Origin of the sequence: Mucilaginibacter sp. 14171R-50 (genome assembly GCF_010093045.1) — a bacterium.
Classification (GTDB): Bacteria; Bacteroidota; Bacteroidia; order Sphingobacteriales; family Sphingobacteriaceae; genus Mucilaginibacter.
On the sequence record NZ_CP048115.1, the window covers coordinates 2,213,102 to 2,231,860 of the forward strand.

Genomic DNA, 18,759 nt, shown 5'->3' on the forward strand with positions numbered 1-18,759 from the left:
ATTTTTAAAAGTCAATTACACGCTCGCAAGGAGCGCTGTTTTTAATAGGACTTCTGAGCGTTTTGCAACGCATCATTGTCAATCAGGTAGAGGTAAGAATTGTATTTAAGCTTCGCTTTATTTTTGCGAATGAGATCGGCGATGGCGGATGAAGTGGATTGAAAAACTTTATCCAGCGAACTCATGATAAACTGGCTGTTACCGGAACTGCCATCGATGGTCACGCCCTGGACCGAGTTGCTTCCGAGGTCTTTGGTAAAATCCCGAAAAGCAGATGACGGCACATAGAGTCCGGGTAAGCCGTCCATATCATAGATATCCAGTTTGACCGGAAGGATTTTCCCATCATATAAGATGGAAGTTACCGCCAGGGTTACCCGCTGCTCTGTAAATCCGCTGATCTGGGCAAAAAGGTAGGTGCCTTTTTTGATCAGGTTATTGCCCGCCTTAATATTTTCCAGAAGTTTCAGTCGTAAGCGTGATCCTGCAAAACCGGTTACATTTTCGTCGATGACAGCGCTAATAAAGGCAGTCTCCTTTTCCGGCATTACCGTATTAAAATCCGAAGAGATCGCATCTGCTTTTTCAACCGTCAACCTAACCTGGTTTTGCTTTAACTTAGCAGCCTTATCAGCGGCCTCTTTTTTCTTTAACTCATGTTTATAGGCCGGGTCGTTGGCTTTATTGATACTATCCATGATGGCCATTTGCGCTTTGAAAACTTCCATCGGATCTTTTTCTTTGGCTACAGGCGCAACCGGGCGTGACGAATTTGGTTGCCTGTTGCGCATCGCCTCAATCGCACCAGCCACCTGCCGGTCATTGTTCAACCCCATTTGTTGTTCATGCTTTGAAGTGGTGTTGCCTCCATTGCCAAATTTTAGTTTCATGGCCTGCTGAATAGAATCCAGCTTTTTCTTTTGCTGATCAGAATAATCATTGTTAAATGCGGGGTTACTGGAATTTTCGCGGGGTATCACATTCACGGCTGTTAAGCCATCAGCCTCCTTGTAAGTGCTCCGGTAAGCATCGAGCTTATCCGCCAATTGCTTCTTTCGGACATCGGCGGATACATTGCCAACAGAACCATTTAGCCCGACATTTTCGGTAACCGTTGGCTTTGGCTTGGAAAACCCACTATGCCAGGCGTAAAAGAAAAGGCACAAAAAGGGCAATAGGATGAGCGGCAGCATATATTTAGGCTGCTTAAAATTAATTTTCATCATTTTTATTTAAGTGTTTGGTGAATTTTGGACAGGCGGTCAAGGGCACTATCCAGTAAAGTGCTATCCTCAACTGATAGCTGCTTTTTGGCGGTAAGGCTATCTACCAGCTTTTTTAGTTTCATGGTTTCCCGGATATTTCCGGTCGCCTGTAAGATCTGGCTAAAGCCATCCTCCACCGGGTTGACTTTTTTTACCGCTGCTGTGTTGGTTTTTTCAGGTTTGCGAAAAACCGTAAATGATAGCACGAATGATAATGTCATCAGGAAGATCATGCATCCCCAAAAGAACTTTGGGTAGGCACCCACCAGGCGCTTGGCTGCGTTCCCGGCAATAGCGAAATAGCTGCCGAATTCCTTATGTATTTCGCTGTACAGCGTATCCCTGGGATCTCTGTTAGAATGTATTTTTCTCCACATCTTGCAGGTCTTTATTTTCAAGGGTTTTCCAATTGGTGATCAGGACACCATGTGGGTTATTATCACTTCGCGGGATATCCTTCAGGTACCCCTCCGTTATCAGGGAACGGACAACCGTAGAGCTGCGGCGGTCAATTTTTAGTTTACCGTAATAGCGGAAATAATGTTTCGGCACATCTACCCAAATGGAATCTGTTTGCAGGGTTAGTACAGAGCTCGAAGAAAGGATAGAATTAAAAAAACCGTTTTCCTTCAAATTATTGTATTGCTCCATCCCTGATTGATCCACGAGGTACATGGCCTTTTTCATTTGATATTCCATGTAATTATCATCCGGGGTTAAGGAGAAAAATAAGGAATGGAAAAGGTCAACATCGGCCCTGTATTCGGCGGGACGGTTCATTTGCATATCAGTTTGCCGTGCGAGAATGGGGATATTATTATCCAGTATATAGATACTTTTTTGTGCGTTGGAAACCATTTTAAAGGCATAAAGACAATTCATGCCGACAATAATGAGCGAAGTCAGCAGGCTACCGGCGGCAATGAAAGTCGCTAACCTGATTTTGGCTTCTATATTTTTTATGATCATCATAAAAATCATTAAATAAAAAAAGCCGGCCCGCACCTGCGGGTCAGCCTGTCATAAAAGGAGAAAGAGAAAAAAAAGAAGGTTTTAAAAGAAGCTCCCGGTTGCTTTTCGAGCCATACTTACCACAGTACCAGCACTGCGGCCAAAGGTGGAAGTAGCTGAACTGATACCGGAGGTCGAGATGATCCAGGTAGAAATACTGGGCACGGTGAACATACAGATAGCACCGATAAGGAACACGATGATGACGGTACCAAAGGACAGGATGCCATTACCGGCAAACCAGGCCATTTTCTCCAGGTTTGCGCTCAGACCGTTTTCACCGACCAGCTCCTTGTATTTGCTGATCTCTGAGGTAAGTGCGTATTCCTGCATCAGGCCGGTTAGATACATGATCAGATAAGCAATGCCGCTATACAAGTTCACGGAAATAAAACGGGCAATCCAGGTGCTGAAGCTATCGCGGAATGCCGGCAGGATGCTGACGGCTACGGCAAATGGGCCAAGGATAATCAGAATAGAGGAGTAAATGATTTGTATCATAAAAATGATGTACACGGCCAAACGTAAAATCCATATTCCCAATAGTTCCAGCAATTGGGTAAAGAGCAACTGCATACCCACGGTTAACCGGTTCTTTAATTCGAGTAATGGTGATACAACGCTGCTGATACCTTCCTTAACGGTACTGGTTACCGAATCCCAGGCTTGACCGTACCAGGTGTCGCTTTCCTTTTCAGCGACTTCAGTCTGTGCTTGGTAAGTATAAAGGGAATTGGCAACAGCAAGCATCAGGTTTGACCTGTTTAGCCGCAAATTGTCAACGGTGGTTTGCTCACTGTTAAACATCTGTTCCGTTTGATTGGTCACCAGTTCAGTAGGAAATGCGATCATTTTAACGAACCCGCCCCACCACATGATGACCATGGCCAAACCGAAGGGGCGCAGCAAGGGCATGATCTCCAGCTGCTTGTCTCCGACCATCATTTCATAGGATTTGATCGCGAAAAAGATGATCATGAAAATCGCGGAAAGGGCTTTGGCATCAGTTATAAACAGGTCAAAATGTGTCCATACGGAATCTTTAAGTCCCTTTAGGAAAACCATAACGCCTGCTTCATAAACCCCGTCGCCCTGCAGAAACTGCAGAGTTTTGGTATTATCGGTACTGGTTGTTGTTTGGGCAAATACTGCGGATACACATAAACATAGCAGTACTGCTAAAATTATTTTCCTTTTCATTGCAGGTGTTGTAAAACTTGATTTGCGATCTGGATGTCTGTTTGCGGCGTCCAGTTGGTGACCGTCACCTGTCCAGCTTGTAATTTTTGCTGTTGGGCGGTCATATTTAGCGCGGCTTGCGCCGATGAAGTCCGGATTGCCCAGATACCGGCCAGCCTGCGATATTCCATCAGGTAGCGGTGATAAGCCAGGATGCGCGCACCACGATCTATGGTAGTTGTATGTGCCGCATTGATCCGTTCCTTTAACATATTCAACTCATTTTTGTACCAGCTATACAAGCCTTCGGACACCAGTTTAGTGCTTACCCGTGGAGAGAGCCCTCCTAAAATGGATGACGTTGAATTATTTAGCACCGGCTTCAACTCCTTGCTGTAATAGAGTTGCCATAAAGGGTCTGCATCGGAGATCAGCCCTGATTGATTGGCAATTTCGGACAATGCGGTATTCCTAACAGTATCTGATTGGAGTTTATACTTATTATCTGTTGTATTCATGGCGCCAACTAAGGCCAGGCGTTGTGTCTGCGGACCGGTGGCACTTAAGGGCCGGAGATCGGTTTTGTGATAATTGGGATGAAACAACCCCCACGTGAGCCAGTAATAAGGGTTCAGACTAAGGAAACCCGCCTTGGGTTCAAACTTATTTTGGTCCCATTGCAGATAGACCATACGTTCTTCCTGGTACCGGACGGCCTTGTCCTGGGCTAAAGCCTGGCCGAAACAATGATGTATCAGCGCCAGCATAATAAATGGTAGTGGAATTAAGAATTTTTTCATGATTTAAATTGTTTTTTAAGTGGCATTCAAGCTATCATCCGGCGACATCGGAATAATGGTCATTGGTGTAAATATTTAGCGTTTTGAATGATTTGATCAACAATCCGGGTATCCTGACTGATGAAGTTGGCAAATGGATTGAGGGATGCGATTACGCCGCGTTCCTTTGCCCAGTACATGGCCTTCCAGGTACCATAGGCTAATCCATCTAATATTTGCAATTGGGTAATTACCTTGCGTAATAACTGGTCACGGGAGTTATAGTCTGCCAATACATTATTGCCCTCTTTGAGTACATACCCGGAAACATCGGTTACCAATGCCAGTGACCTCGTTCGCATTTCAGAAGCCATATTCCCTGCAAAGACGAGCAGATAGGGTTCACTTTTAGCCATGTCCAATGCCTGGCTAATATACCCTGTCATGTCAGCGATAATTACGGCAATGTTTTTAACCGCAAGTCCGTCCTTTAAAGCTGAATTTACATTGGATAAGCCATTATAGATCATGGTTTGCGCCAAGACAACGGAACCAACATTGGTATTCAGGTCATTGATATTATTATTGATCTTGCCCAGATATTGGTCATGGGTAACTTCAGCGCTGCTCCGTACTGCGGCGTTTTGGGAAACAGCAATAAGGTGTTGGTAATCGATCACATATTCCTGCGCCTGTGCATATTGAAAACATACCAGTAGCAGGCTGGCAAAACATAAGTTTTTCATTTTAGATATTTGGCATTTTGAATGATATCACTGCCGATAGACTTATCGGCATCTATAAAATTCTGAAATGGGTTTGCGGCCCTTAACAAGGAGGCCAGGCTGGAATATTGCATCATATTGAGCATGTTGCCAGACAGGTCCTGGATGTTGCTTAGTTCGGAAATGACGTAATCAAAAAGCAGTTTTCTATCGGAGGCCTTCATCTGGTTCAAATCGCCCAGTGATAAAGTGAGCCCGGTTACATAAGCCACCAGACTTTTGGCCTGACCGGCAAATTGCAGGGCAGATTGGTAACCGATGGCTATTAATGCAGGATTTTTCTGCACCAGTTGAACGATCTGTGACTGGTTACTTACGATACGCTCCACCATTGGCGTGGCATAAATACCAATGTCGGCAATGTTTATGGCCGTTCCAAGTGTATTATAGCGCTGTTGTAAGGTGCGGTACATTTTTTTCAACTTATCCAGTAAAGTTAGATTGGCCTGTTCGTTTGCTGTTGCCGCCGCTTGTTGATTCTTCGCCTTAACCTGCAGCTTGTTTTCAGATTCTGACTCATCGACGAGTTGGTGAAGTGCCGGAATATCGAGTATCTTTTGCTGTGCAAAAGCGTTGGCCGTTCCTGCAAGCAAAACGGCAATTAATAGGATTACAGTTTTCATGATACTATTTGATTTTTTCTTCGTTTCGATGGAACACCGTCCAGCCAGGCCTTTTGGTGTTTCCGTATACCTGAAGCTTACGTGCCCAGGGAAATTCTTCTTCCAGAAATTTGTAAGCACTTTCAGGCTTTGCCGACCTGTTTTTTACTGTGCCGGGGAAATGTGAATCAGTCATTTTGAGATAATGATCGGATACTTGAGGCATTTTGCCTTTATGACAGACCATAAGAAATTCCATTGTCTTTTCATCGCTGCCACTTTTCCATTTTGGCCGTACCCAAATAAATGACCCACGGGTTGTGTAACCCAAGCGGGCCATATATTCCCTGTAGTCCATTGCATATTTTCCAGGCACCCAGATAAAAACCAGATGCTCATCAGTAGTGAAGTCCCTGAGTATTTGTTGGATGAACTCAAAGGCTTCAATCGATCTTTGCAATTTTGGTGGCAAATTATCGGGAAGGCAAGGGCCTCTCGTTCTGAAACGGTTAAACCGTTTCCATGGCGGGCAAACCATGATCAAATTAAATTTCATTACTTGAGGTATTTAGCGTTGGTTAAGACATCATTGGCGATCCTGACGTCCTGGTTCTGCCATTCCGCCCAAGGGTTGAGTGAGCGAAATATGCCATTGATCTTTGCCCAATACATCGCCCTGTCCATTCCATAAGCGATACCGCGCAGGATGCGCATTTCATCCGCAATATGATTGAGCATCTTACCGCGCTCTCCGGAATCCATCAGATTATTCCCTCCCTTTAATACGAATGCGCTCACATCCGCTGCAAGAGTTGCCGCCCTTGTTTCAAAATCACGGGCACCCTGTTCTGCAAATAGCAATAATACCGGATCGGATTTGGCAAGCTTTACAGATGCCTCTACATCGCTGATAATATCAGTGCCACATTCGGCGATTTCTTTGATGGTGGCCAGGTTATTGATGACTGATGCAACCTGGCTCAGTCCCTGATAGATTTTATTTTGCAGGTCATTTACAATAACAAGCTGACCAGTAACCGCCAGTTGGCCTTTTTGGATCAGGTCAAGTTTATTGTTGGTGGTGTTTAACTGACCGTTGATCACACCCGCATTAACAGCTATAGCAGCAGATACAGCAGGGTCGACGGTGAGGGTCTGTGCATTTGCCAGGCAAATGCACAAGCAAAATATAATTCCTAAAATTGAAGTTTTTAAAATGTTGTTTTTCATGATTGCTGTTTTTGGTTAACCTCTGAAATAAAGGCAGGTAACGATTTTCCACTGTCTTTTAGATCCCGGATAAAGGCATCAAGGCCATCAGGGTAAGAACCGAATCGGCTGGTGTAACTTTCCACGGCTGACTTTTCCGGCTTTTCTGTTGTATAGGTGAGGTATTGGTGCAAGGAAACCTCCACGCCGTACACCTCGCCGACTGCACCACGCCGGATATAGACTTCCTTGAATCTGCCCCGGTTTTCTGTGTTATCCAGCTGGTTAATGGTAAATATCTTTCGTCTTTCAGTTTCGTTGATAGAAAGCAGGGCAGCGATATCATTGTAATTATCCTTGAACTTGGTTTGATCCAACAGACAAATGGTATCGGAATTATTGATGATACTGTCTTTCACCACCGCATTTCCGATAATATCGCCCAATTCCTGCGTAACGACTATGGCCTCACCCCAAAATTTACGGACAGTTTTGTAGAGGTACAAAAGGTAGCCTGCCATAAGCGGGCTGGCGATGGCTTTCCATGCTTCTTCGACCACCAAAGCTTTCCGTCTGTTTGAGCGGTAACGCATTTTTTGGATGAAGACGTCCATAATCGTGAGCGTGACGAGTGGAAAGAGCGTCTTGTTTTCCTTAATGGAATCAATTTCATACACAATAAAGCGCTCGGTAAACAATGATTTATCGGTGTCTTCATTCAGTAACCGGGCAAATTCACCCCCTTTATAGAACTTTTTAAGGACATATTTAAACTCGTCAAAATCAAACACAATCCTTTCCTCAGTCTTGATTTCCGGGATTTTATTCAGTGCGAATTCATAAAAGGTATTGAAGCTTAAATCGCCATTTTCAGCAAACAATTTGCTGTAGTAGGCAGAGATCACGTTTGCAATTACATCACGCTCTACCGGGCTCAACGTTCCCTCAGCACCTTTCCAGGTCACCCCGATCAGCGTACAGAGGAAATCCTTCTTTTCAATGTTATATTCCGCCTCAGTGATGCGGAAGGGGTTCATCGTAATAGGGTTTCTATCAGTGTAAGTGATATATTTCCCCTTATAATAGGAACAGAGGCCTGAATAAGAGTGGCCTGTATCCACAATTACCATATCCATGTTATAGAGCATATACTGCTCGATCATGGCATTCATAAAGAAGCTTTTACCGGAACCGCTGGGACCAAGCACAAATTTATTCCGGTTATTAATGCGGCCCGTCCGCATGGGTAAATCCGCGGGGTCCATGCCAACAGGGATGCCCTGGCGATCTGTAAATCTTAACAGGAAATCAGAAGGCTCATCCTTTGGCAGGGATTCTTTGAAGAAAAAACAGATGGCTGCATCACAAGTGGTGAGAAACCAATCATATTCCTTTAGCTCTACACCATTCCCCGGCAGGGCGGTACGAAAAAGTTCCAGTTGGTTGTATGCATTTTTACTTGGGATGATACCCAATTGGAAGAGCGAGCTCTCTACAAAATTGACCGCCTTTTGAATGACGGCAACGGGAGCAGCCACCAGGATATTAAAATGGCAATTAACGAGCAACTGGCTTTCGCGGGCCACATCATTCAGCAGGAGATCAATATCCTCCACACATAATTGATTGGCAGGGTCAGGTATACCGGCATGCCTTTTCTTTTTTTGCTCCAGCTTGCGGAGCGTCATCACCTGGTTTGGTATTTCAATGACCTGGTTATATACTATCACGTCCACACCCGGCACTTTGAAAAGGAAAGACATGAAATCTACGGGGAACCCGCGCATGGTTTCTTTATCATTTAATTCGATGTGTGTAGCAACCTCGGGCGGTAGATCAATGCTATCAATATTGACCAGGCTGATACAGCGGACCGATTTATCACCCATCCTAATTTCCGTTTCCGATGGAGCAAGGTTATCAAGGACAATATTTGACCTGCCGAAATCCATGCTCAGCAGTTGTAAGACCAATTGGTTTAACTGGCCCTCATTAAGCGCCTTCGATGCGGGCAGAACATCCAACACTTTTCCAACTGCTTGTCTGAAATCGCGCAGAACCCGGCCGTCGTAAACATAGAACGCGCCCTTTTTTACCTGTCGCGTGATCGTTAAGTAAGTGGCAACCTGCAGACATTCCCGCCCGTCAAAATGGGCGTTATATTGTTTTTGCAGGTATTCGGTGGCAGGCGGACCTTTGTAGGGTGAGCGGCTGATGATATCCTGTTTCTGCAGGAGGTAGCCATCGCCTAAAATTTTAACAACATTAATTAGCAGGTGATGAAATTCCTCGTAACCTGTCGGATAGGCGGAATAACGGATGACTGGGTTTACTAATTGGATGACAACGGAACATTCACCGTTGAGGCCGATAAGCAAATCGTATTCCCCATCTTTATCCACTCCCGCATAGGGAATGTTAAACAAGGTTTTTACGGCCATAATGATTAAGGATGTAAATGTTTAGATTGCGGCTTTTAGAATGAAGGCCGCCTTTTTGTTTGCTGGCAGTAAAGAGCAGCCCGCCTACAATAAATCCGATCAAGACCATGGCACCAAGCCACATATTGACCAGTGACATTGTTAAAGCCCCAAATACAAGTCCGGTTAAAAGAGAGGCAATGCCCCAGTAAATGAACTTGCCTTTGAAGCCTTTGAATATAAGGGGCCGTTGCAGCCCCTTATAAACAGGATACTTCCTGGCCATGCTTACAAGCCGAAGAAAGCTTTGATTACCAAAGCAGATACCACGAGAAAGACACAAGAGCCTCCCCATCCCATCAACTCTTTGTTGATATCCTGGTCGCCTGAGTTCCACTTCGAGTAGACACGGATGGCACCTACGATACCGACGATGCCGCCGATCACCAAAGTAATATTGGTTACGGGGGCTACGTAAGTCTTTAAGGTAGAGGTTGCTGTGTTCAGGCCGTTAACGCCGCTTTGCGCAAATACGGGAACAGACAGGGCCAGCAATACGGCTGAACCCCATAATTTTTTTGTTTTTGAAAACATTAATTTGGAGAAAAAAATAAAGGCGGAGATCTTTTAGAGCCTGCCGGGAGCAGGCCGGTTATGCTAAAAGAGCGTTCAGATCACGAACACGCCCCGATTATTTCACCCAAGATGGTGGCAGATTGCATACTGCCGATTAAATCCAAAAAGATTTGAACTTTTGAAGAACGTAAAGACAGGAATCTTTTATAGCTTCCAGGGAAGAAGCATTCAGGAAAAACAGGCATTCAGATTCCGAACAATGCCCGCAAAAAAGGACCCGACAGGATCATAAAGAAAGATGCAAAAAACCAGGCTGCTACTGCAGAATCTATCTGATCCTTACCCATCTGCCAGTTATGGTAAATTCTAAGCCCACCTAAAAGGCCAAATAAACAGGCCAGTACCATACAACAATCAAAGGCGGAAAAGAAGGAGGAAGACAGATCTTGTTTAGCCTGCTGCATTTCGGAGATGCCGGGTTGTGCAAATGCCGTTGCGCCGAAAAAGCAGCAACAAACAAACAGGAGAAATTTCATTCATTAGAAGCTAACGGATTTGATGTACTCGACCGATTCCTCACGGGCGAGATTAAAAAGCTCTTTAAGGCTTACACCACCTGAAAAAGCTACAGCCGATTCTTTGGCTGAACCGATTATTTCTTCTACAAATGATTTAACAGGATGAATGTCCTCAACAAAGGTGAGTTCATGTTTTGAGTTTGCGGCTTCTCCGCGATTTGTGCGCAGGTAATCCCAAACAATCAGGGCAGTGTAATAGCCGGCATAGCTGCCAAGCACCCACAGTGCGAATTTAATCCAGGTCATAATTTTGTGTTTTGTAAGTATAGTTTGATGATGTTTTTGAGTTCCGGATTGGACTCGAAAAGGTATTTTACCGCGAAAGCGACAAATTTGGTAATATCAGTACCGGTTGCCATTTTGAACTTGTTTAGCAGGTCAACCGTCTGCGCGTCAAAGCGCACATGCACCATTTGCTTGTGGTCACCGTTGTCGTAGGCGAATAATGACCTGACCACGGTATCATGAATGAGTAGGTTATCCATCTTTCTTTCCATTTGTGGGAGCGGTTGGAATGGTGGGACTTCATCTTTTACAGCCGTATCTTCACCGGCTTTTGCCGTCACTTGCTTTTGGCGCTTTTTGTCCCTAATGATAATTACGGTGTAATAGGCCGCGTAGGCAAAAAGCAATCCGAGTAAAAATTTAATCTGGGTCATAAGTAGGAGTTTTGTATAAATTGTTTAATGATTGTTTTAAGCTCGGGATGTGCATTAATAAATTGCCGGACGGAATAGGCAACGAATTTGGTAGCGTCTACGCCGGTTGCGATTTTAAATTGATTCAGAAAATCTACTGTCTGCTTATCGAAGCGGAAATGCACCATGGTCTTATGATCGCTGTTATCATAGTCGGTTAACAGTTTTAATATGGGTACACCGGGTGCTTTGCTGGTTTTATCTACAGCCTGTTTTGTTTTTACTTCCACAGTATCCGGCTTTTCATTGCCTCGGTTTTCGATGGGCTTTACCATTTTTTCGCGTAGCTGGTCAGCTAATGATTTCATTTTTTCCATAAACGGTCGGCAAATATTTCTTCAAAAACAGGGGTAATAATTCCGTAGAGTGATAAGGGCGTCTGGAAGGTGGTGATCCTTTGAAAATCGATACGATCAGGAATCGTCATGGTGATCTTCCCGAATTTGGAAAGTTGTTCGTTTACCTCACTCATAATTTCGAACTTGACGTTTGCTTTGATTCTGTTAGGAACAAACACCACCTCCACATTCGGATTGACCTTTTTTAGAACAACCGTAAATAAAACTGTCGATTCAAAAGTAAATTCATCATATGCAAAAGGGCAAACGACCAGGTCAGCCGATTTAAAAACCGGTATCAGTCCGTCATCGTCGAGCTTACCCGGCAGATCAATTAAAATCGCATCCTTTTTATTTTTTGTTAGGACGGGTATTAAAGGAGGAAAGCTTTCCAGGTTCGCCGGCAGCACATCATAAGGCTCTTCGTTTTCCAGCACCTTTGCTTTTTCAAATTTCTGCGAAATGGATTGTTGATAGTCCATATCGATGATGGTTACGGGCCAGTCTTTAGCCAGGCTCAGGTAGTTCCCTGATAGGACGGTGAGCGTACTTTTTCCAACGCCACCCTTTTGGTTGCCAAATAAACAGATCATAATTTTTCATGGGTTTATCCCTTAACGGGTATTAGTTCTTGCTTTCTTTTGTCTGCGGCGCTTCATGCCCAGTACCTGCTGGTCGTCCACATCGTCGGAAATCATTACCGGCTGGATGTAGATTGGTTCCGGGGAGTATTCAGAATAATAGGTTATTGCGCTTTCACTGACGTAGTCGTATAAGTCAATGCCTGGCGGTTGTTGTAATTTTTCAATATTGATATTCACATCCAAAAGAATTTTAAGATTCAGGATTTCGCTTCCTTTAAAAACCTGCTTTGTGGAATGGTCAATGACCGAATAACCGTATGGTGTTTTACCGTTAGATGAATGAAATATCAGGTCAAGCCCGTATTGCGTTTTCATCAGCCGGACAAAATCAGCGTCTGCTTTGTGGATCATAAACAATCCTTTTAATTCCGCTATTCGTGCTTTATCCGGTGTATAGGATTGTATTCGCTTTAGAAGCTTTTCCTCATTAAGGTAATCCCTGCCAAGAAAGCCCTGGTTTTCCAGTATCAGATAGAATTGTGCCTTAGTACTAAACCGGTATTGCATGGCAAAGTCATAGCCTAATACCTTGTTGATATTTCGTACCGCACGAACATGTTCATAGTCCCGGTCAATCTGCTTTCCGTCCTTACCCACGCGGGAACTAACGACATGAACGTGGTTGTTTTTTGTGTCTTTATGAAAAACGATTAGATAAGGTTGCTCGCCGTATTTCATTTCTTTCATCCACATAACTGCGGCCTTTGTCAATTCCTGTTTGCTATAATTGCGGCCGGTAGCCGAAATAACAGCATGGAACTGCGTGTTGGCAATGCCTTTGTTCTGTGCTGAAATCATTAGCAGATAGTTTACCAAATCCTGCGGCCGGGGGTTATTGAGTGCCTGGATGGCGCCGAAATTGGCAATCAGCATCAGCTCGCCTGTATTCCGGTCAACTTTATTGGTATTGTACTTTACACCGGCGAATGTTCGGGAAGGCTTTTCGAGAATATGAGCGATCATTGCTTAATTTGCATTAGGAAAACCTATCAATCGATCTATATATTTAAAAATCAACAGATCTTGGTGGCTACTAATCAAACAATCTTAGTAGCTGGCAATCACGATAGCAACCTATATCACGAGCAGGTAATCTTACGATCTCCAGACCTGCGAATCTCAAAATCAGGTAATCAGTTTCTCTCAATAGCTAATAATCTACCGATCAGGGAATCAGAATATCTTGTGATCTACCGAATTCACTAGCAGGTGATCTTAGGGCTTCCGAATCTTCCAATCTATCGATCTTGCGATCTGTTTATCTGCATAGCTTACCGAATCGCGATAAACCATACCGCAGTAACCTTTCGATTATCAGGGTAACAGGCATTCAAACGCCCATTGCCCTGATAATTTTACGAAGGGACACTTCGAATTGCTGTTGAACACGGATGTATTCTTCAAACAGAATGTTGAATTGCCTGATGACTTCCGGGTTTAATGCACTTTTCAATCTCAGCGTATTGGCGTGTTTGGCTAACTGATTGATATTATTTCCAATTCTTCCCATTTCGGCGCCAGCGCTGTCGATGTATTTAATCAACTCCCTGGAATTGATTACGGCTTTTTTCGCATCGGACAGCATGCGCATTCTGATCAGATTTGTTTTAGAAATACCCAGCTCTTTTTCGAGATCAGCAATTTCCCGATACTCCAGTTCAGTAAACCTGACGTTGATGAACTTGGTTCGTTTGCCTTCTATTAATTTAGGTCTCCCATTCAGCTTCTTTATGTCAGCCATAGAAAAAACGAGTTGCGAAGTTTTTATATTTCCCCCCTGGAAGGGCAAGAGACTTTTTGTGAAACAAAAAGACATCTTGCCGTTGCTAAAGCAACGGAAATCCTGATTATTAAATTGGGATTTCAACCATTAAATAAGAAGTTGGGTGGCGTCTCTGCAGCTATTCGATCCCTGGCTATTTTAACAAAATCTATTGGCTTGACCTTTTGATGATAGGCGCCGCTGTTTTTTTCGATACCAATAAAATTTCGGGCTTCCCTGATAGCAGCAATCAAAAAAGAACCGCAACCGCAAGCGTTGTCCAGTACCACCGCTCCGGGTATAGTGAACGTTCGGATAAGATAACGGCCAAGGTCCACCGGCTTTTGTGTGGGATGATAAGGCCTTGTTTCTTCATGCTCACAGGTTTTGCAATAAAACCAGTCGTCGGGTTCTCCCTCGTCAAAAAACAAAATATCATAAGGATAACGATTGCCATTACTAATGGCCTGTGATGAATGATACTTACCATAGCAGCCAGTAGTCTGTTCCTTTCGCCAGCCCTTATTGTAAGATTTACCGGGTATCATTTGTGGCTGGTAGATCGACTGCTTATTATAAAAGATGCAGATATCCTCATGCCGCCGGAGCGGCTGTTTTTTGGCATTCAAAAAATTGGTGGACTTTGATTTGATCCAGACGATCTTGTATTTGAACCAAGCCGGATTGCTTGAAATGACTGAACCGGTAAAAATGCCCGCAGCGGTCAGAGCTATAACACCATTGGGTTTGATGATCCGCTCATAGTTTTGCCACAACAAGTTAAAGTCAATCGGTATATCCCAAGGATTGGATGTCGTGCCATAGGGCAGGTCACATAAAATAAGGTCTATGGAACTATTTGGAAAGTTCTTCATCACTTCCGGACAATCGGCTTCTATTACCCTATTTAAATATTCATCGAGTACTAATGACATAATGGCCTACCTTTCAAAAGGGACCCGGACATTAGCAAAGAAATTTGTTTTGGTTCCTTGCTCGGTGGCGGCTGTTTTTAGCTGCGCCTTAATCTTATCATTGTAATCATTAAACCCGTCGTATGCTGATGATCGGTCGGTAGCATAGGGTAATGCCTTTATAAAATCTCTACTGGCCAATTTACCTGCCTTATCCCGGTCAAAGTAAATATCCAGACAAGAGAATTCCTTTGCTTTGGCAATTCCTTTCTGTAATAGGGTTAGCGTATTTAAAACGATAATGCTATGTTCTGCCTCGGGATTATCAAAGCGCCAACTCAAAAAGTCAAGAAAACCTTCAAATAAAGCAGCCTTTTTAGGGTGGCCTGGAATAAAAGTAATTCCTTTGTGCCCCATACATCCTTTGAAATACCTGTTGCGAACCTCCCATGAGTTATTTTCATTGAGCCAGCCTGCCGCGAAATAATGTTTACGAACATCGTTCTCGTCCTCTACGAAATAATAGACCTCGCTTAGGTAAAATTTTGCAACTTCGAAAACGCCACGACTTTTTAAATAATCTGTAATAGCCGGATGTGCACCCAATGGCCTAACCTTTTCAACTACATGATTTACCTTTACCGGTTTTCTTGGCCGTAAGATCCTTGGTTCAGCCGCTTCAATGGAACATACGTCCTGGATCTTTCTAACGACTTCGTTAAATCCTAAATGTTTCCAATAGGCTAAACCAAAATCAATAATGTTCCCGCCTTTCCCGGCTCCATGGTCAAACCATACGCCAAGATCATCATTCACACTAAAGGACGGATTGCTATCATTGTCCCGCAGCATACTAATGTACATTTTTTCACGACCACGCTTAGGGACTGGCTGATACCCCAAACGACTTAACAGGTCTACCAGAGAGGCTTGTGTCTTTAGCTCTCTGGCGGTTAATAACTTTGACATAAATAATGGATTTGAGTTAAATGGAAAGCCGGTAACCGGCAGAAAATAAAAAGACACCCGTTCAGAAAAATTACGGTGCCGTTGCAAATGATAAGCTATGTGTACCGGCAGCGGGTATTGGTCCCGAAAAATTCGCTTCTGCCGGTATATATATTTCGGGACTACTCACGTCAGATCCTACGATCCGGGCTAGCTGCCTGCCTTCGCGTTTTCAGATTATTGCGGCTTTACGCTCACCTTCGCGAAATTTCCGGCTGCTAAGCCGGATAATGCTTTATCCCCTGATGTCAAATAACGCTCGCTTGACCACCAATCGAAACCGGTTGATCGATTACCGTTGTGGTAATCATGTAGGCAAAGCAAGCGGATATGGATATGCGCAACCAGTGAAAGGGGGTGAAACAAAGTTTTCACCCCTGTACGGAAGAAAGCTATTTTTTAAAAAGGTGAAATTTTTAAACTATTAGAAAAGAGGCAGTTGTTTTAATTCTTCAGCATTCATTAATTTAGCTAAATTAATTTCGAGGCTTTGCAGATGCCGATAAAGAACTTATAGAGAGGTCGGTTTGGTCCAACTCAACGTATGAAACCTGGCGATAGTCAACATCGGACAATTCGGCAAGCCTTTCCATGGGAAAGTTTTTTTGGGTTCAAATGGTTCTAAAACCGTTTTCTATTTGAAAATGTAATAAATATTGATCCGGGAGAACGATTATTTCCACTAAATCTGGATAAATCGCGTTGAGTAGTTGGTGAAAAAGCGATATAAGAAACACAGTAATATGAAAGATGCCCTTGCACCTTTATACTCATTCTTGGAAGTTAAATCAGTTTGTAAATTTCGGATTTATCGGTTTCTTGAGGTTTTAATAAGTTTGCCGGACAAGAAGGATGAAAAGTTTTCGCGGTAACTTTCGCCAACGGTGAAGGATAAATTATTATTCATTTTGATTGTATTGCCTTCAATATAATTTATGCAATCAGTCGAAATAACAAAGGCCCTGTGAAACTGCTTGAATTCATCACGCGGCCCTAAAAGTTCCAAAATATCCTTAATCGTTAAATAGACGGTTAGGATCTTATTATTGGCCAAATGTATTTTCAAATAGTTATGTGAACTTTCAAAAGCGATAACTTCTTTGTAGCCCACCTTGACAATCCGCAAGTCTTCCTCTTTATTCTTTACCAAGAAATAATCATCCTCGTGGCTTGCTTCTGGTATCCTGGCAACTGCTTCATTCGGAAATAACCGATTGATCGTTATCGAAAACTTTCCAAAACTAAAAGGTTTTAATAGATAGGCATCGCCTTCCACTTCATAAGCATCAAATGCATATTTAGAGTGAGACGTTGTAAATATTAATTTCCGTGTTTTAGGCCTCAAAGCTTTTGCTAATTCGATTCCCGACAAAAAAGGCATATCTATGTCCATAAAAATCAAATCGATATTGTTCTCCGAGGTGACTTGTTCTAAAGCTTTAAGTGGGTTATTGTAAATTGCCACGACATAAAGTTTCGGGAGAAGTTCGATGTATTTTAGAATTGCATCAACAGAAAATTGTTCGTCATCGATAATAATGCAATTCAACATATGATCTTAATATTATGCCGATTAAAAAGTTTGTCCATAAGAGCGCGGCAAAACTTACCTAAGACAAAGTAACTAATATTTTGTAAAGTGTAAAAAATTGTATCGCTAGATTTACAATTTCACTTTATTTAACCTATTCATTATGAGTGTTATTTGACAATTTAACCCTAGTCAACAATCTCCAAAACAACTATATTACTAATTTAATCGTAAAAAAGAGAAAGCTCATTTTTATTACCCCGAAAGGGGTGTTTTCTACACAGAAGGGCTCGTTTTCTTAACTGTCAGGTTTGATGCTGTAAAACAGTGGTGCTAATAAATAGCTATCCTTGTGGAATTGCCGATATATATCCCTAATTAATTATTCCTTTTTACCGGCGTTTACGCTGGAAAACACATATTATAAGAATATGGCGTTAATATGAACAAATAACTGAGTAAACGTGATAGTTGCTATTATATGAATATAAATAAATGTATTATCATAGATGATGAGCCTTACGCGATTGAGGGCTTGAGAACCTATATTAGTTCGATTCCAAATTTGAGTGTAGTTAAATCTTATACCGATCCGGTGCAAGCTTTAATTGACCTGGCTACAGCCGATATGGTTGATTTGATCCTTTTAGATATTGACATGCCTAAAATAACAGGGATAGAATTATCCAGAGAAATCCGACAAAAAACCCGTAAACTGGTGTTCACTACTTCTTATACTCAATATGGTTACGAAGCATTTGAGGCTGAGGCTGATGCGTACCTGCTGAAGCCTTATACACTATCCAAATTTGCCGCTACCATTACTAGACTCTTTCCAAAAGAGGAAAAATCTAAACTGGATATAAGGACATCTGATGATTATTTCTTCGTGAAAAATAAAGACGACAATTTAAAGATTGTAAAAATCAGATATGACGAGGTGATTGCTGTGGAAAGCAAACAAAACTATGTGCTGATCCATACGCTCACAAAAAAAGTCCTCACCTATATGTCATTGACCGAAATCTCCAAAATATTCCGGCAATTTCCAAACTTTGAACAATTCCAACGGAGTTATATTATTGGAAAGGATCATATTGACTCTATTGATGGTAATACGATCAAAATGGTTAATGGCCTTCAGATTACTATTGGAGAATATTATAAAAAGGATTTTACAACATTTATGTCGGAAAAATTGATAAAGGCAAGGCGTAAAGATTAACGCCTTGCTTTTATAAAGATTAATTTGAATTGCCGACGCCGAAGATGCCAGTTTTTGTCATTGTGATCATGCTGGTTGTTGGATCAGTCCCCTCTGTTTCAGTAATATTTTTTAAAGATTTTGAGGGATTGTACACAAAAAGTGTGGTGTCGATAATTTTAAATTGTTTGCGTTTCATAAGCTTTTTTTATGAAACTTATCGTGAATTTAACCAGCATTGAAAGCAGTTATTTGG

Annotated in this window: 24 protein-coding genes; 1 reads left to right on the plus strand and 23 read right to left on the minus strand. The window is 42.7% G+C overall.

Going from position 1 to position 18,759, the window contains the following annotated elements:
* Window positions 1-41 precede the first annotated feature (41 nt).
* The 22 genes from traM to GWR56_RS10260 form a co-directional block, all read right to left on the minus strand.
* Window positions 42-1,226, minus strand: a complete 1,185-nt coding sequence (traM, locus tag GWR56_RS10155; protein ID WP_238395348.1) for a conjugative transposon protein TraM — start codon at window positions 1,224-1,226, stop codon at window positions 42-44.
* Window positions 1,227-1,228: 2 nt separating this feature from the next.
* Window positions 1,229-1,642: a hypothetical protein gene (locus GWR56_RS10160; protein WP_162431107.1), complete on the minus strand. Its 414-nt coding sequence runs from the start codon at window positions 1,640-1,642 to the stop codon at window positions 1,229-1,231.
* Complete coding sequence (traK, locus tag GWR56_RS10165) at window positions 1,620-2,237, minus strand: conjugative transposon protein TraK (RefSeq protein ID WP_370463822.1); 618 nt, start codon at window positions 2,235-2,237, stop codon at window positions 1,620-1,622. Before traK ends, GWR56_RS10160 begins: the two co-directional genes overlap by 23 nt.
* Before the next feature lie 81 nt (window positions 2,238-2,318).
* On the minus strand, window positions 2,319-3,476 hold the full coding sequence (locus GWR56_RS10170; protein ID WP_162431109.1) for a plasmid transfer protein: 1,158 nt from the start codon (window positions 3,474-3,476) through the stop codon (window positions 2,319-2,321).
* Entirely contained in the window at window positions 3,473-4,255 is a 783-nt protein-coding gene (locus tag GWR56_RS10175; protein ID WP_162431111.1) for a hypothetical protein, read from the minus strand. The genes GWR56_RS10170 and GWR56_RS10175 overlap by 4 nt, the downstream gene beginning before the upstream one ends.
* 59 nt (window positions 4,256-4,314) lie before the next feature.
* On the minus strand, window positions 4,315-4,980 hold the full coding sequence (locus GWR56_RS10180; RefSeq protein WP_162431113.1) for a hypothetical protein: 666 nt from the start codon (window positions 4,978-4,980) through the stop codon (window positions 4,315-4,317).
* On the minus strand, window positions 4,977-5,642 hold the full coding sequence (locus tag GWR56_RS10185; RefSeq protein WP_162431115.1) for a hypothetical protein: 666 nt from the start codon (window positions 5,640-5,642) through the stop codon (window positions 4,977-4,979). The genes GWR56_RS10180 and GWR56_RS10185 overlap by 4 nt, the downstream gene beginning before the upstream one ends.
* A gap of 4 nt (window positions 5,643-5,646) precedes the next feature.
* Window positions 5,647-6,177, minus strand: a complete 531-nt coding sequence (locus tag GWR56_RS10190) for an MT-A70 family methyltransferase (protein ID WP_162431117.1) — start codon at window positions 6,175-6,177, stop codon at window positions 5,647-5,649.
* Window positions 6,177-6,851, minus strand: a complete 675-nt coding sequence (locus GWR56_RS10195; RefSeq protein ID WP_238395349.1) for a hypothetical protein — start codon at window positions 6,849-6,851, stop codon at window positions 6,177-6,179. Before GWR56_RS10195 ends, GWR56_RS10190 begins: the two co-directional genes overlap by 1 nt.
* A complete protein-coding gene (locus GWR56_RS10200; RefSeq protein ID WP_162431119.1) occupies window positions 6,848-9,271 on the minus strand; it encodes a TraG family conjugative transposon ATPase in 2,424 nt (807 codons plus the stop codon). Before GWR56_RS10200 ends, GWR56_RS10195 begins: the two co-directional genes overlap by 4 nt.
* Window positions 9,249-9,536: a plasmid transfer protein gene (locus GWR56_RS10205; protein WP_162431121.1), complete on the minus strand. Its 288-nt coding sequence runs from the start codon at window positions 9,534-9,536 to the stop codon at window positions 9,249-9,251. The genes GWR56_RS10200 and GWR56_RS10205 overlap by 23 nt, the downstream gene beginning before the upstream one ends.
* Window positions 9,537-9,538: 2 nt before the next feature.
* Entirely contained in the window at window positions 9,539-9,844 is a 306-nt protein-coding gene (locus GWR56_RS10210; RefSeq protein ID WP_162431123.1) for a DUF4134 domain-containing protein, read from the minus strand.
* A 227-nt stretch (window positions 9,845-10,071) separates the two neighbouring features.
* Window positions 10,072-10,362, minus strand: coding sequence for a DUF4134 family protein (locus GWR56_RS10215; RefSeq protein WP_162431125.1), 291 nt, complete (start codon window positions 10,360-10,362; stop codon window positions 10,072-10,074).
* A 3-nt stretch (window positions 10,363-10,365) separates the two neighbouring features.
* A complete protein-coding gene (locus GWR56_RS10220) occupies window positions 10,366-10,650 on the minus strand; it encodes a hypothetical protein (protein WP_162431127.1) in 285 nt (94 codons plus the stop codon).
* Window positions 10,647-11,063, minus strand: coding sequence for a hypothetical protein (locus GWR56_RS10225; protein WP_162431129.1), 417 nt, complete (start codon window positions 11,061-11,063; stop codon window positions 10,647-10,649). The genes GWR56_RS10220 and GWR56_RS10225 overlap by 4 nt, the downstream gene beginning before the upstream one ends.
* On the minus strand, window positions 11,060-11,410 hold the full coding sequence (locus GWR56_RS10230) for a hypothetical protein (protein WP_162431131.1): 351 nt from the start codon (window positions 11,408-11,410) through the stop codon (window positions 11,060-11,062). The genes GWR56_RS10225 and GWR56_RS10230 overlap by 4 nt, the downstream gene beginning before the upstream one ends.
* The gene (locus tag GWR56_RS10235; protein WP_162431133.1) at window positions 11,407-12,033 is read right to left on the minus strand and encodes a ParA family protein; all 627 of its coding nucleotides are present in this window, start codon (window positions 12,031-12,033) and stop codon (window positions 11,407-11,409) included. The genes GWR56_RS10230 and GWR56_RS10235 overlap by 4 nt, the downstream gene beginning before the upstream one ends.
* A 21-nt stretch (window positions 12,034-12,054) precedes the next feature.
* On the minus strand, window positions 12,055-13,047 hold the full coding sequence (locus tag GWR56_RS10240; RefSeq protein ID WP_162431135.1) for a relaxase/mobilization nuclease domain-containing protein: 993 nt from the start codon (window positions 13,045-13,047) through the stop codon (window positions 12,055-12,057).
* A gap of 367 nt (window positions 13,048-13,414) precedes the next feature.
* Entirely contained in the window at window positions 13,415-13,825 is a 411-nt protein-coding gene (mobC, locus tag GWR56_RS10245; protein WP_162431137.1) for a plasmid mobilization relaxosome protein MobC, read from the minus strand.
* A 122-nt stretch (window positions 13,826-13,947) separates the two neighbouring features.
* On the minus strand, window positions 13,948-14,781 hold the full coding sequence (locus GWR56_RS10250) for a site-specific DNA-methyltransferase (protein ID WP_162431139.1): 834 nt from the start codon (window positions 14,779-14,781) through the stop codon (window positions 13,948-13,950).
* A 6-nt stretch (window positions 14,782-14,787) separates the two neighbouring features.
* Window positions 14,788-15,729, minus strand: a complete 942-nt coding sequence (locus GWR56_RS10255; RefSeq protein WP_162431141.1) for a toprim domain-containing protein — start codon at window positions 15,727-15,729, stop codon at window positions 14,788-14,790.
* 847 nt (window positions 15,730-16,576) lie between these two features.
* Window positions 16,577-17,320, minus strand: a complete 744-nt coding sequence (locus GWR56_RS10260) for a LytTR family DNA-binding domain-containing protein (protein ID WP_162431143.1) — start codon at window positions 17,318-17,320, stop codon at window positions 16,577-16,579.
* Between the two features lie 460 nt (window positions 17,321-17,780).
* Between GWR56_RS10260 and GWR56_RS10265 the strand changes: the two genes are divergently transcribed.
* Window positions 17,781-18,524 carry a LytTR family DNA-binding domain-containing protein gene (locus tag GWR56_RS10265; RefSeq protein WP_162431146.1) on the plus strand — a complete coding sequence of 248 codons (744 nt, stop codon included), beginning with the start codon at window positions 17,781-17,783 and terminating at the stop codon, window positions 18,522-18,524.
* A 19-nt stretch (window positions 18,525-18,543) separates the two neighbouring features.
* Here GWR56_RS10265 and GWR56_RS10270 read toward each other — a convergent pair whose 3' ends face one another.
* Window positions 18,544-18,702 (minus strand): hypothetical protein, encoded by a 159-nt coding sequence (locus GWR56_RS10270; RefSeq protein WP_162431148.1) that lies wholly within the window; start codon window positions 18,700-18,702, stop codon window positions 18,544-18,546.
* Window positions 18,703-18,759 lie beyond the last annotated feature (57 nt).

Excerpts from the sequence above, each read along its gene's own strand:
- traM (WP_238395348.1), bottom strand. The coding sequence starts at position 1,226 with ATGATGAAAATTAATTTTAAGCAGCCTAAATATATGCTGCCGCTCATC.
- GWR56_RS10160 (WP_162431107.1), bottom strand. The coding sequence starts at position 1,642 with ATGTGGAGAAAAATACATTCTAACAGAGATCCCAGGGATACGCTGTAC.
- traK (WP_370463822.1), bottom strand. The coding sequence starts at position 2,237 with ATGATGATCATAAAAAATATAGAAGCCAAAATCAGGTTAGCGACTTTC.
- GWR56_RS10170 (WP_162431109.1), bottom strand. The coding sequence starts at position 3,476 with ATGAAAAGGAAAATAATTTTAGCAGTACTGCTATGTTTATGTGTATCC.
- GWR56_RS10175 (WP_162431111.1), bottom strand. The coding sequence starts at position 4,255 with ATGAAAAAATTCTTAATTCCACTACCATTTATTATGCTGGCGCTGATA.
- GWR56_RS10180 (WP_162431113.1), bottom strand. The coding sequence starts at position 4,980 with ATGAAAAACTTATGTTTTGCCAGCCTGCTACTGGTATGTTTTCAATAT.
- GWR56_RS10185 (WP_162431115.1), bottom strand. The coding sequence starts at position 5,642 with ATGAAAACTGTAATCCTATTAATTGCCGTTTTGCTTGCAGGAACGGCC.
- GWR56_RS10190 (WP_162431117.1), bottom strand. The coding sequence starts at position 6,177 with ATGAAATTTAATTTGATCATGGTTTGCCCGCCATGGAAACGGTTTAAC.
- GWR56_RS10195 (WP_238395349.1), bottom strand. The coding sequence starts at position 6,851 with ATGAAAAACAACATTTTAAAAACTTCAATTTTAGGAATTATATTTTGC.
- GWR56_RS10200 (WP_162431119.1), bottom strand. The coding sequence starts at position 9,271 with ATGGCCGTAAAAACCTTGTTTAACATTCCCTATGCGGGAGTGGATAAA.
- GWR56_RS10205 (WP_162431121.1), bottom strand. The coding sequence starts at position 9,536 with ATGGCCAGGAAGTATCCTGTTTATAAGGGGCTGCAACGGCCCCTTATA.
- GWR56_RS10210 (WP_162431123.1), bottom strand. The coding sequence starts at position 9,844 with ATGTTTTCAAAAACAAAAAAATTATGGGGTTCAGCCGTATTGCTGGCC.
- GWR56_RS10215 (WP_162431125.1), bottom strand. The coding sequence starts at position 10,362 with ATGAAATTTCTCCTGTTTGTTTGTTGCTGCTTTTTCGGCGCAACGGCA.
- GWR56_RS10220 (WP_162431127.1), bottom strand. The coding sequence starts at position 10,650 with ATGACCTGGATTAAATTCGCACTGTGGGTGCTTGGCAGCTATGCCGGC.
- GWR56_RS10225 (WP_162431129.1), bottom strand. The coding sequence starts at position 11,063 with ATGACCCAGATTAAATTTTTACTCGGATTGCTTTTTGCCTACGCGGCC.
- GWR56_RS10230 (WP_162431131.1), bottom strand. The coding sequence starts at position 11,410 with ATGAAATCATTAGCTGACCAGCTACGCGAAAAAATGGTAAAGCCCATC.
- GWR56_RS10235 (WP_162431133.1), bottom strand. The coding sequence starts at position 12,033 with ATGATCTGTTTATTTGGCAACCAAAAGGGTGGCGTTGGAAAAAGTACG.
- GWR56_RS10240 (WP_162431135.1), bottom strand. The coding sequence starts at position 13,047 with ATGATCGCTCATATTCTCGAAAAGCCTTCCCGAACATTCGCCGGTGTA.
- mobC (WP_162431137.1), bottom strand. The coding sequence starts at position 13,825 with ATGGCTGACATAAAGAAGCTGAATGGGAGACCTAAATTAATAGAAGGC.
- GWR56_RS10250 (WP_162431139.1), bottom strand. The coding sequence starts at position 14,781 with ATGTCATTAGTACTCGATGAATATTTAAATAGGGTAATAGAAGCCGAT.
- GWR56_RS10255 (WP_162431141.1), bottom strand. The coding sequence starts at position 15,729 with ATGTCAAAGTTATTAACCGCCAGAGAGCTAAAGACACAAGCCTCTCTG.
- GWR56_RS10260 (WP_162431143.1), bottom strand. The coding sequence starts at position 17,320 with ATGTTGAATTGCATTATTATCGATGACGAACAATTTTCTGTTGATGCA.
- GWR56_RS10265 (WP_162431146.1), top strand. The coding sequence starts at position 17,781 with ATGAATATAAATAAATGTATTATCATAGATGATGAGCCTTACGCGATT.
- GWR56_RS10270 (WP_162431148.1), bottom strand. The coding sequence starts at position 18,702 with ATGAAACGCAAACAATTTAAAATTATCGACACCACACTTTTTGTGTAC.